The 12,264-nt window shown below is 57.9% G+C and carries 11 protein-coding genes; 4 read left to right on the top strand and 7 right to left on the bottom strand.

Annotation, left to right across the window (positions count from 1 at the left end):
* Positions 1–100 precede the first annotated feature (100 nt).
* Positions 101–313, top strand: coding sequence for a hypothetical protein (locus ERD84_RS05070; RefSeq protein WP_130038515.1), 213 nt, complete (start codon positions 101–103; stop codon positions 311–313).
* Here the strand turns inward: ERD84_RS05070 and ERD84_RS05065 are convergent, their stop codons facing one another.
* Complete coding sequence (locus ERD84_RS05065; RefSeq protein WP_130038514.1) at positions 314–835, bottom strand: gamma carbonic anhydrase family protein; 522 nt, start codon at positions 833–835, stop codon at positions 314–316.
* Positions 836–972: 137 nt separating this feature from the next.
* Here ERD84_RS05065 and ERD84_RS05060 point away from each other — a divergent pair, with 137 nt between their 5' ends.
* Positions 973–3,129: an autotransporter outer membrane beta-barrel domain-containing protein gene (locus tag ERD84_RS05060; protein ID WP_130038513.1), complete on the top strand. Its 2,157-nt coding sequence runs from the start codon at positions 973–975 to the stop codon at positions 3,127–3,129.
* A gap of 52 nt (positions 3,130–3,181) precedes the next feature.
* Here the strand turns inward: ERD84_RS05060 and ERD84_RS05055 are convergent, their stop codons facing one another.
* The 4 genes from ERD84_RS05055 to cuyA are packed head-to-tail and all read right to left on the bottom strand — an operon-like array spanning position 3,182 to position 7,494.
* Positions 3,182–4,462, bottom strand: coding sequence for a Zn-dependent hydrolase (locus ERD84_RS05055; RefSeq protein WP_130038512.1), 1,281 nt, complete (start codon positions 4,460–4,462; stop codon positions 3,182–3,184).
* A 31-nt stretch (positions 4,463–4,493) separates the two neighbouring features.
* Complete coding sequence (locus ERD84_RS05050) at positions 4,494–5,453, bottom strand: M14 family metallopeptidase (protein ID WP_167667329.1); 960 nt, start codon at positions 5,451–5,453, stop codon at positions 4,494–4,496.
* Between the two features lie 20 nt (positions 5,454–5,473).
* Entirely contained in the window at positions 5,474–6,472 is a 999-nt protein-coding gene (locus tag ERD84_RS05045; RefSeq protein ID WP_130038510.1) for a Bug family tripartite tricarboxylate transporter substrate binding protein, read from the bottom strand.
* Positions 6,473–6,495: 23 nt separating this feature from the next.
* Positions 6,496–7,494 (bottom strand): D-cysteate sulfo-lyase, encoded by a 999-nt coding sequence (cuyA, locus tag ERD84_RS05040; protein ID WP_167667327.1) that lies wholly within the window; start codon positions 7,492–7,494, stop codon positions 6,496–6,498.
* A gap of 124 nt (positions 7,495–7,618) precedes the next feature.
* Between cuyA and ERD84_RS05035 the strand changes: the two genes are divergently transcribed.
* Positions 7,619–8,515, top strand: coding sequence for a LysR family transcriptional regulator (locus tag ERD84_RS05035; RefSeq protein WP_130038509.1), 897 nt, complete (start codon positions 7,619–7,621; stop codon positions 8,513–8,515).
* A 214-nt stretch (positions 8,516–8,729) separates the two neighbouring features.
* Here the strand turns inward: ERD84_RS05035 and ERD84_RS05030 are convergent, their stop codons facing one another.
* On the bottom strand, positions 8,730–10,469 hold the full coding sequence (locus tag ERD84_RS05030) for a thiamine pyrophosphate-binding protein (protein WP_130038508.1): 1,740 nt from the start codon (positions 10,467–10,469) through the stop codon (positions 8,730–8,732).
* Positions 10,470–10,513: 44 nt separating this feature from the next.
* On the bottom strand, positions 10,514–11,329 hold the full coding sequence (locus tag ERD84_RS05025; RefSeq protein WP_167667254.1) for a hypothetical protein: 816 nt from the start codon (positions 11,327–11,329) through the stop codon (positions 10,514–10,516).
* Positions 11,330–11,500: 171 nt separating this feature from the next.
* Between ERD84_RS05025 and ERD84_RS05020 the strand changes: the two genes are divergently transcribed.
* On the top strand, positions 11,501–12,253 hold the full coding sequence (locus ERD84_RS05020; protein ID WP_167667252.1) for an IclR family transcriptional regulator: 753 nt from the start codon (positions 11,501–11,503) through the stop codon (positions 12,251–12,253).
* The last annotated feature ends 11 nt before the right edge of the window (positions 12,254–12,264 follow it).

Below are 12,264 nucleotides of genomic sequence, written 5' to 3'. Positions count from 1 at the left end.
ATATAAAGCCGTCGCGTCGCGCCTTCGGCTGGGGACGGCCAGACGACAAAAATACCGCCATGGCAAAGGCTCAATATCATAATTGATTTACCATGACGGCATGAATAATTGGTATTTACTGCCCAACGGCAACATCAAGCATATAGAGGGCCTGGAATTACAGCCCGAAAAAGACTGGTTCCCCACCACGGCCAGCATGGAAGCGTTTACCGACGCCATGCGCGCCCATGGCCAGGCCGATGCCCTGATCATCAAGCGCATGATGGACCTTGCCGCCGAAGGCGAGCAATGGCTGCGCGACAACCTGACCTGACTACAGCGCCTTCAGATTCTTTTTATAGTCCTGGGCACGATCCCGGTAGGTGACGGCATTGTTGCGCAAACCGACCAGCTGTTCGTCGGTGAGCGTGCGCACCGCCTTGGCCGGCGCGCCCAGAATCAGGGAGCGCTCGGGAAATACCTTGCCCTCGGTGACCACGGCGCCCGCCCCCACCAGACTGTTTTTGCCAATGACTGCCCCGTTCATGACAACAGCCTGAATACCAATCAGACAGCCGTCCTCGACCGTGCAGCCATGCAGCATGGCCTGATGCCCAATGGTTACGCCCTCGCCGATGACCAGCGGGCAGCCCGGGTCTACGTGCAGTACTGCCCCTTCCTGCACATTGGAGTCTTTGCCGAGCACAATGGGCTCGTTGTCAGCCCGGATGACCGCGCCCGGCCAAATGCTGGTGCCTTCATGCATGATGGCCTGCCCAATAATCGTGGCTTCGTTTGCCACAAAAGCAGACTCGTGAATCTCGGGCGTCAGGTCTCCCAGCGCGTAGCAGGTCATGGCGTGCCTTTTCTTGATGTGTGTTAACTAAATCGTATAAAGATCGTAGCATAGGGCCAAATATATATCTAAAGTGTTCCAAATGTTTCATAATGCGCCGGTCGCAAAAGTGACACATTCATCCTTCGGAGAACACTATGACGTATAAACACGTACTGCTGCTCACCATCACTTCAGTTGCAATGTGCGCATCCGTATCGGCTACACCTCCACCTCCTGGCAGCGACTGGGTACACACCGAGGCACAATTGGGTTTACCCAATGTGCCTTTTGTTTTTTCAAAAGACGGTCTGTACACCGCCGCCAGCTTTGAATCATCTCGCGCATTTCACATCGACCAGCACGAAGCAGCCATCCATACCGACGCGAATACCACCCTGCATATATCGGGACCGGTTTCCAGCGTGGCAGGTTCAACACAAAGCCTGGCCAAGTATGGCGGCGGCACGCTAGTGCTGTCGGGCCAGAACCAGTACAACGGCAATACCCTGCTGCACGAAGGCACACTGGGCGTACAGGGCAACAACGCCCTGGGCACCACCAACAGAACGCTGCACATGTACTCGGGCACAAGCTTGAACTATGCCGCAGACGCCGCTGTGTACAACGTCATACAGCTGCAGCCTGGTACACAGCCCAATGAAGCCGTAACGTGGCGGGTGGATCAGGGCACCGCCACACAGTACGGAGCCGTAGTGGGCTCTGTGCCCATCAGCAAGCAGGGTGCCGGCAGACTCTATTTACCTGCTTACGTCACTACGCCTACGCTCGCCGTGGTCGAGCAAGGCAGCCTGGCCATAGGCGGCTTCTTTGCCGGCCCCATACACGTCAGACGAGGCGCACGCCTGGAAGGCAGCGGCGCCATCGATTCGGTCCTGATTCAAGGCGGTGGCACCCTGGCCCCCGGCCTATCGAGCGCGCCCGCCATGATAGTCATGCGCCGGCTGCAGCTCGAAGCTGATGCCACCCTGGAAATCAATGTGCAGGCCGACGGCCAGTCGGACAAGGTACAAGTGCTGGAAACGGCCGAGCTGGCCGGGCAAGTGCTGGTTCGGGCACAAGACGGCGACTGGCAGCCCCGCACACACTACACCATATTGCAAGCCGACCAGGGCCTGGGCGACACGCGCTTTGCCCGCGCCACCACGATTGCCGACGCCGCCAATATGCCTTTTCTGAAACCCGAGCTCAGTTATGACACCCAGCACGTTTACCTGAGCCTGGTCCGCAACGAAACCCCACTGGAGGAAGCCGGCGAAACACCGACCGAAGACGAGGTGGCACAAGTCATAGACCAAGAAGGCGGCAGCAACCCCGCCCTGCAAGACCACATCATTACCCTGGACAAGCCCAAGGCACGCCAGGCCTTTCAGCAACTGTCAGGCAGCTGGGCAGCGTCGATTGCATCCCGCATGCTGGATGACAGCCGTTTCGTTCGCGAAGCCGCATTGCAGCACGCGAGTGCTACCCATACAACCAGTCATGCCTGGCAACACGCCTGGTACTCATCGGCGCGCCGCAACGCCGCGCAAGGCACACCCGGCGACAATCGCGACACCGGCGGCCTGGTGCTGGGCGGTACGCAGCACATCAGTGACAACCTTAGCGCAAGTGCCTACCTGGGGGTACAACAAAGCCGCATGTGGCGCACAGCGCTCGATACCCACGCCAACATAGACAGCCAGTATGTAGGACTGACCCTGGCGCGTGGTTGGCGCGGCCTGAAATGGATACTGGGCGCCACGCACGGCTGGCATGCCGTCAACTCCCGACGCAGCCTGAGCACAGCCGGTCTGAACGACAGCCCAACGGGTCGCTATCGAGGCAAGACCCTGCAGCTATTTACCGAGTTCACCGCACCGCTATCACGCCTGATCCCCTTCATCCGCTTTGCATGGGTAAGGCAACAAACCCGCGGCTATAGCGAACAAGGCGACATGGCCGCGCTGACAGTCGAATCGTCCGACCAGACAGTTTTGTTTTCAAGTCTGGGGCTCAAGGCGGTGCATACCCTGCATATACCCAATGGTCAGGCTCAACTGCGAGGTGAACTGGCATGGCATCACGCCAGCGGCGATGTACGCAGCTATAGCCGACAAAGCTTTCGCGACAGCCCCAAACAAACGGTGTTTACATCTGAAGGGTTGGCGCTGGCGAGACATGCCTGGTCGCTGCAGTTGGGTGTGGAAGCCAGTCTGGCCAAGCACGGCAGACTGGGCTTTAGCTATGCGGGGCAGTACGCATCCGGGCGCCAGGATCATGGCGCAAGGGTGAACGTGAGTTGGGCGTTTTAGGCCGGCTTCAAGCCGTTACCAGCAAAACGGCCTGGGCGGCAGATGTTAGCGCTTACGTCTTCCCCAACCCACCATCCAGCCCCAACAAAGCCTGAAGCAGCACCTGCGTACCCGCGCCAACTGCTTCAGGGCTGGCCCACTCTTCCGGGCAATGGCTACGGCCATCCAGGCAAGGCACAAAAATCATGCCTATGGGGCCGGTTGCGCTGAAATACACGCCATCGTGACCGGCACCGCTGGGCAACTTCATGGTGGAATAACCGAGCCCCGATGCGGCCGTCTCGATGGCATCCATCAATACCGGATCGCACTGCGTCACGTAAGAGCGTGTCAGTTCTTTCATGGAAACCTGCACCTTCAGTGCCGCCAACTCGGCATTCAGCCCAGCTAAAAGCGCTTCAGGAAAGCTGTCCAGCAAGGCGTCGCTGTCGCTGCGCACTTCCAGCACCAAATCCACTTTGCCCGGTATGGCGTTGGCCATATTGGGTTCCACCAAAAGGCGCCCCACCGTTGCCACCACATAACGGTCCGGGCTATTCAAGCGGCTGGCGCGCCGCGAAGCTTCGGCAACCACCAGGCTGGCCGCCACCAGCGCGTCAGACCTGAGCGCCATGGGCGTGGTGCCGGAGTGCCCGGCAGTGCCCAGGAATGTCAGCGCCATCCGACGCCCGCCTACGATGTGCGTCACGACGCCTATGGGCAAGCCATTCTGTTCGAGCACAGGGCCTTGCTCGATATGAAGCTCAAGATAGGCCGCTGTAGAGTGTTGAGCGCGCTGGACGCCAGGAATATCCGTAGACTGCGCGCCCATGCGGGCCAGGCCTTGGGTCAGGGTCTCACCCTTGTGGTCGCGGGCGGCCAGCATGGTGGCGTCCAGCTTGCCCGCCATGGCGCGGCTTCCTACGCAAGATATGCCGTAATCGCTGGGCTCTTCCGACATGAAATCGATGACCTCCAGCGGGTGGTCCAGCTCAAGCGCATGGTCTTTGAGCGCATGAGCCACTTCGATGCCTGCCAGCACCCCAAGAATCCCATCGAATCGGCCGCCAGCCATCACCGTGTCGGTATGCGAGCCCGTCACCAATGGCAGCGCATCGGGGTTTCGGCCTTGGCGGCGCCCTATCATATTGCCCGCGCCATCCACCTCTACCTTCAGCCCGGCAAGCTCCATCTGCGCCTTGAGCCACTCGCGGCCTTGCTGGTGCAGCTCGGTAAAGGCCCGGCGAGTCCAGGGCAGCGCCGGATCGGTGTAGGACGACAAGGCTTCGATGTTGCGCCACAGCCGTTCGGCGTTGATGGCGACCTGGGTGGAGCTGGCGGTAGTCTTATTCATAGTGGCAATGTCCGGCGCAGGGGCGTATGCCTTAGTCGTTCTGAGCGAGTTCGGTACGCGCCAGCCGCACAACGGTCACACCCGGAATCAGCTGCCTTAACGAAGGCATGACCAGGGTGCAATTGTCGTAAGGCGTCGTGACGGGCTGACCATTGTTGTGACCAATAACCGTTCCTTGCTGCTTGATCATTTCCATGCCTTGCCATGGCTCGGTAAACGTAAAGTCCATGGAGGCGGCCACGACTGGCTCAGTTACCGTCAGCACGGTGGGTTGAGCCACCGGCTGCCGCTGCTGTTCCAGCCATTGTGCAGGCAGGCGGTCAGTGTCCATGATGCCGCTCAGGGCAAGTATGCGCTGTACCGCAAAGCGCGCAATATCGATGGAAGACAGATCGCCGTGATAACCGCATTCGATCAACAAGGCGCGCGCATCACCCGAAGGCTCGCCGAACTGTGCGAAATCACGCATACGCACCCCGTCGGGATGACCGGGATCCACAATGACGTATTCCGCAATACCGGCCTCGACGCCCAGTTCGATATTCCTGGGCAGGGTGCCCACCACCAGCACCGGCGGCGCCGGCTCGTGCATGGAGTGGATATCAAGCAGGTAGTCGGCCTGCTCCACCCAGGGCCGCAAAGCCGCCGCGCGTTGTGTTTCAACTAAAGAGGTATTGCCCAAACGCGCTTCGGTCCACACTCGGTTGAAATCAATATCCACAAATCGCGAAGCATCGTGCTTGCTGATATCGAAGGTATCGAATGCCGCCAGGTTGCAGAACATGAGGGTGAGTTTGCCGTTCTGAACATCGACGCCATGCGCCAGCAGTTCCTTCAGGGCCCATGCGCCGCATAGCTCATTGCCATGAACCAGCGCCGTGATCAGCACGCTGGGGCCGGGCTTGCCCGAGTCAAAATGCCACACACCCGGCAGGCCCACGTTACCCACGCGCTCCTGGCTAAGATCGGGCACTTCTACATTGAACGCCATACGGTCATCTTTCATGAAGTCTATCTTCCAATATTGGCTTGCTGAACAGCTTGCTTGTAGGTTGCCTGTTCTTGCTGAAGGAACTCCTTCATATTAACGGGATTGGAAATAACCGTGCCGCCGGTACGCTTGTACTCTTCTTGAAAGGCCTGATCCTGTACAACATCGTTCAGGGCAGTTTTAAGCTTGGCTACAACCGCCTCGGGCATATTGGCCGGGCCAAACAGGCCGAACCACAAACTTACGTTCAGGTCTTTGAATATTGGATTCTCGGATAGCGCAGGGATGTCCGGGGCGATAGATGAACGCTCATCCGACGTAATGCCAATAGCGCTAATGGCACCTGACTGAACATGCGGAAGCCCGGACGATAGACCAAACACCCCAAAATCAAGCTGCCCGCTCAGCATATCGGTTACCAAAGGCGAGACGCCCCGGTAAGGGATGTGCTGCACCTCGGCTTTGGTGGCGGTATTGATCATTTCGCCGGTTAAGTGCAGAGCAGTGCCCACCCCGGAAGAGCCAAAATTGTATGATGCCGAATCACCCTGCTTGGTCATGTTGATGTAGTCATCCATGCCGCCAATCTTCGAGTCTTTTGATGCAGCCAGCAACAATGGCTGGGAGCCAATCAAGCCAATAGCCGTGAAATCCTTCAAGCCGTCATACTTGACGCTGGGATTCACCAGCTGTGCAATCACAACCTCATTGACCGCACCCACCAGCAAAGAATAGCCATTGGCGGGTTCGTTCACGACCTTTTGCGCGGCAATGGCACCGCCCGCACCGCCCAGGTTTTCAACCACCACGGTCTGGCCCAAGCGCTCGGCCAATGCCTTGCCCAGCAAGCGCCCGTTAAGGTCGGTGCTGCCACCCGCCGGATAGCCCACAATCAGCTTGATGGGCTGCTGTTTCGGAAAGTCCGATCCGTCGTCGGCCGCATAAGCCGACGAAGCGCCTACCGTCATGGCCACCAGGCTAAAAGCCACCGTTTGCACCAAATTTGTTCTTATCGTCATTGTCACCTCCTTGATGTTAATGTTCAGAAAATCGAGCGGTATCCATACAGACCGACCGCGCCCCCCGTGTGAACGAACACCACGTTCTCTCCGGCCTTGAAATGCCCCTTGCGGATCAGGTCGATCAGGCCGGCCATGCCTTTTCCGGAATAGACCGGATCCAGCAAAATGGCCTCTTGCTGAGCCAACATACGCACCGCTTCGATCATGGACTCGGTAGGAATGCCGTAGCCGTCGCCGACGTAGTCAGAATTGGCCACCACCTGCTCCCGAGTAACACTGCCTTCGGGTAGCCCCATGAAATCAAGCGTGGCCTGTACCAGCTTCCAGACATTGTCTTGCTGGGCCTGCTTGGCGGCTCGAACACTCACGCCATAGACAGGAATACCGCTATTGCTTGCACCCAAGCCCACCAGCAAACCCGCCTGGGTGCCCGTGCTACCTGTTGCGTGCACAACGTGATCAATACGCAGACCCATCTCGAAAGACTGAGTAAGCAGTTCTTGAGCGCAGGCCACATAACCCAGGGCACCCACAGGATTGGACCCGCCACCGGGAATGACATAAGGCTTGCGGCCTTGCGCCGTCAGCTCTTTGGCCAGATTGCCCATGGCCTCGTTCATGTCGGTGCCAGCCGGCACCCGCGCGACAATTTCGCCTCCCATGAGGCTATCAAGCATCACATTGCCTGAATGGTCGTAGTCGTCGGAGGCATCGGTTACCCGTTCTTCAAGCAAGGCTTTTGTCTGCAAACCAAAGCGCGCACCGGCGGCAATGGTCTGCCGCACATGGTTGGATTGCACCGCACCTTGCGTGATCAAGGTATCGGCACCTTGCTCCATGGCCTGCGCCACCAAGAACTCCAGCTTTCGTGTTTTATTCCCGCCCGTCGCCAAGCCCGTGCAATCATCGCGCTTGATATAGATATTGGGCCCGCCTAGAAGACGAGTCAGATTCGGCATAAACTCCAAAGGAGTAGGAAAATGGCCTAAACGAACACGGGGGTACTTGGCTAAGTGCAACACGGCAGCGGGCTCCTGGTTAATGAATGACATCCATCCTACGCCCCGTCATACAGAGCGGCCAGCGCTATATTTTCCTGGCCGCATGCAAAAAACGCATAACCTTCGCTAGAGTAAAACTCCCATGAAGCTAGTCTGGCTACAAGACCTGCTCGCCGTCGCCGAGACAGGCTCTTTATCCAAAGCTGCAACCCTTAGGCACAGCAGCCAGTCTGCCCTATCCAGACGCATCCAGGCCTTTGAACAATGGCTGGACGTAGGCCTGATCGATAGATCCGCCAACCCCATACGCCTGACACCAGTGGCCCGCCGCTTCCTGCCGCAACTGCAAGCCCTGACGTCCGACGCAGAGCAGATACGCATACGCATGCAGTCGGAAAACCGCGGCGCCACGCGACTCGTGCTTGCCACGCAGCACTCCTTGACGATTACCCGCCTGCCCCACCTCTTTGAAAAACTAAGCCGCGTGCCCAGCCTTAACGTAGACCTGCGCGTGCTATCGGAAGACTACGAGCAATGCCTGTCGGCGTTTTTGCGCGGCGAAGCCGACCTACTAATGTGCATGGAAGATCAGGACGGATCGACAAGCATAGAACTACCCGGCGCAGAAAGACTGTATTTGGGTGAGGAGAAATTCGTACCCATCAGCGTCGCCGGCCCTGGCGGTAAGCCACTGCACAAGCTTGGCGGCAAAGACCCATTCAGGCTATTGGCTTTTCCCGCAGATAGCTTTGTGGGCCGCAGCCTGTACAGGCGCGGGTTGAACTGCCTGTACCACGAGCACCGCATTCAAATCGTGAATGAATCCCACTTTCTGGCGGGCATCAAAGAAATGGCCATAGCCGGCCTGGGCGCGGCCTGGCTGCCAGAAAGCATGGTGCGCCGTGAAATCGATACCGGCCAGTTGGTATTACTGAAAGGTGAGCTCAGATCAATATCACTGCCTATTGCTTTGTATGCGCATCCGCAGGTGTTGGGGTCGGCGGCTACGTTGCGGGTGTGGGAGGCGCTGTCAGAGTGACAGCACTCCCAAACCCTTGCTAATCACTCAGAACAGTATGAGTATGGTAGCGACCTACAGTCCCAAAAACGCTTCCGCATTTTCCTTTAACCATCTTGATTTCCAATAAGCCGCGATCACTAATAGTGACTCAGTTCGTTGAACAAGTAATAGAAACAGCCAAGGAAATGAAGCATCGATTACAGCGATCTTTGAATGGAAAGTAGCCGCCACCTCAAACTGGCCTATCCCCCTTATTGACCTTGAGAATACGGTTGTCTACTGCAGGCAGCATACGCGCCGGATCCCGGGTGACAACAATATCAAGCACAGTAGGGCTGACCTTGTTGGCAAAACCTTTCTCAAAGGCCGCTGCCAAGTCTTCAGGGTCTTCTACACGTATGCCCAGGCAGCCCATGTTATTGGCGATGTTGGCATAGTTCATTTCGTGCAGGTCGGACGACTGATAGTTGCCCGCGCCGTACACTGAATGCTGCAAGGCCTTAACATAGCCCGACGCCGCATTATTGAAGATGCACAGCACAAAGCTAACACCCAGGCGTTTGGCGGTCTCCAGTTCGCCCATGGTCATGTTGAAACCGCCATCGCCCGTCAGGGCCACCACCACACGGTCGGAACCCACGCCGATCTTGGCGCCCATGCCGCCTGGCAGGCCATAGCCAATCGAGGCAAAACCTCGGTCTGCCACAAAATGTCGGCCTGCTTTTTTGGTGTCGAACAGCAATGCGCCCCAATGCGCCGCGAACCCGCCGTCAGCAACCAGTACCGCGTCGTCGGGCAGCGAGCGATTGAGCTCACCCATGATGCGGCCGATATTTACTGGCGTTTCCTTCGAGGTGGTCCGGTCTTTGGCGGTTTCATTCCATTTGGCCATTTTTACCGGAATTTCCGCCAGGTAGTCGGCGCGTGCCGCCAGGCGCTGACGGCCATCGCCAAGCGCCGCAGCAATGTCTTCCAATGCTAGCCGGGCGTCGCCCACCAAAGCAATGTCTGCTTTGGTGGTGCGTCCAATTTCTTCGGCTTGTACATCAATATGAATAAGAGGTGTGGCTGGGGGAATGACGGTAAAGCGCTTGGTGGCTACTTCGCCCAATTTACATCCTACGACAATCAAACAGTCTGACGCAGCGATCAGGTCATTGGCAATACGGTCATAGCGACCAAACACGCCCGCTGACAAGGGGTCAGTACAAGCAATCGCTCCCTTGCCGCTCATGCTATGAGCCACGGGTACGCCTTCCTGGCGCGCCAGCGCAAGCAATGCATCGGACGCTTGTGAAATATGGATGCCGCCTCCTACCAACAACAAGGGACGTTCAGCGCCAGCAATCAGGGCGGCAGCCTGCGCGACATCGCGGCCATCTGGGCGGGTACGCCGTGACTGAAAAACTGCCGTCGCCGGATCCGTGAACAGATCGGCGTCGTCAAACTCATGTTCGCCATGCGATATGTCTTCGGGAATGGCAATGACAACTGGACCAGGACGGCCGGACGTGGCGACCGCAAAAGCGCGGCGCACATGCTCGGGGATGCGCTGAATGGCTTCGACGCGAATGACTTCCTTGCATACCGGCCGCAGCACTTCCAGTTGCCGCGCTTCTTGGGTCATGTTTTTCCAGGCGTGGTCACGGTGTGCATCAGCCACAATGGCCACAATGGGTATGCCGGCATTGAATGACTCGGCCAGACCCGTGACCAGATTGGTCGCCCCTGGCCCCAAGGTGGCATCAACCACACCAACGCGGTTACTTACTCGCGCATAGGCATCAGCTGCAAAGACGCCGCAGCGTTCGTCATTGATCAATGTATGGCGCAAGCCCAGCTTGCGGCAAGCTTCATAGAAGGGCAGTAACTGGAAGCCGCCCATGCCAAACAACGGGCCCACTTCGTAACGCCTGAGCATTTCTGCCACGGCAGCGCCGCCACTCAGCAAATGTTTCTGGTGTGTAGTCATTACGGATTTCCTTTCTCAAACATTTCATTCAAAGGCGCTATGTGCTATGCCTGGGCCGATAGCTGCAACACAAATTCCTGCGTACTCATCCCTAACAGTGCACCGCAGTTCTTCGCCGTGTTGTTCAGGGCAGAGATAATGCCGGTTTGATAGCTAGACTGGGCATCGCCTATGCTCGCCGTCCAGGCGCTGACGCAGGCAGCTGGAATACCGCGCTGGTCTAGCGCTGGCAAACGGGATAGACCTGCGTCATCCATGCCCCGGTCCGCATCGTTGAAGACTATGGCGCGTACGTCAAAACGCACAGCAGAAAGTGGATCGTTGCCCAGCAATCCGCCATGCGAACCGCAGACCACGATTTGCCCAACATCATCTTGCGTGACCAATGAATTGGAGTCTGCCAATACGACCTGCCCCGCCCCAGGCAAATGAACGATATTGCGTTGCTCCGCTACAGCCGTCGCTGACGCACCATGCATGTCGTTTGCAGGCACTTGCCCGGCCAGCTTTTCCATAGCCTGGCTGCATGGCTCACCTGCCTCTACACCTAAAGCGGCGGCGGCAGCGTTTAGATAAGAGATTCGCCCTCGAGCATAGCCATCTTGTCCGTTACCAATACACGCAGTGTTGTGCCCAACAGTGGCTGCGGCTACCCCATGGTCTTGAAGCATGGCCAGCGATGCAATACCTGCTTGGCGCAGGCCCACTCCAGCATCACACAAAATGACCGCGCGAATTCCGGTTTGCAGGGCCAACGCCCCCGAAAAACGGCCTCCATGCGATGCGCAATACGCCACGATATGCCTGGCTGAAGAAGGCAGCTTGGTAATGCTGTCGAGGATGAGCGTCTCTAATTTCATACCGTTAAACGGAATATTTATTCTGATTACTTTCATTATACGGCTCGCTATGTGATAATTTCAAGCGGAGCAAACGTGACAGAAGGCAGATCGCACAACATGCACACACAGACAAGCGCAAACAAAAAAGGGGCGGCTGAACGCGGTGGCGAGCACCAAAACCTACGCCGCATGAGCCTTACATTAGATGTGCTGGCCAGAGCGCCCGGTGGCCTGCGGCTGGCCGACATTGCCACACAAACACAGCTTGGCAAAACAACGGTGCACCGCCTGCTGTCTGGCCTAGTAGAGCTGGGCTGGGTCGACCAGGCCGAAGACGACGGTAGCTATGTACTGGGGTTTAGGCCACTAACTCTCGCCTTGGCAGCCGTTGATCGGTACAGCTTGTCACGCCTCTCCGCTTCGGCGCTTCAGCATATTGCCGACGTCACCGGAGACACGGTTTACCTGAGCTTGCGTTCCAGTGCCGACGCCGTATGCGTTGCCCGCTACGAAGGCGATTTTCCCGTCAAGACGCTCACACTGTCCGTAGGAGAGCGCCGCCCACTAGGCGTCGGTGCCGGCAGTCTGGCCTTGCTTGCCTTTCAGGATGACGCAGTGGTGGCGCAACTGCTGGGACGCAACGCCGATGCACGCGCCCGCTACCAGATCAGCGATGCCACCCTACATGCGCTGGTGGCCGATGCCCGCAGCCAAGGCTACGCCATGAATGACGGCATGCTCGTCAGCGGTATGAGCGCAGTCGGCGTGCCCATCCGCGCCTCAGACGGACGCCCCGTTGCTGCGGTCAGTGTGGCGGCAATCTCATCCAGGCTAGGAGGCACCCGACGTCTAGAAGTTGCCAACTTGCTGAGTAATGCAGTCAAAGATATCCACTCTCGCCTGCAGGCCTCGGTGGATTTTTCCACGCTAGGCGCGGGCTAAACACGACGCCC

The organism is Pollutimonas harenae (assembly GCF_004153685.1).
In the GTDB taxonomy this organism is placed as follows: Bacteria; Pseudomonadota; Gammaproteobacteria; order Burkholderiales; family Burkholderiaceae_B; genus Pusillimonas_C; species Pusillimonas_C harenae.
Note: the sequence above shows the minus strand (reverse complement) of the source record. Positions and strands in the feature narration are given on the sequence as shown.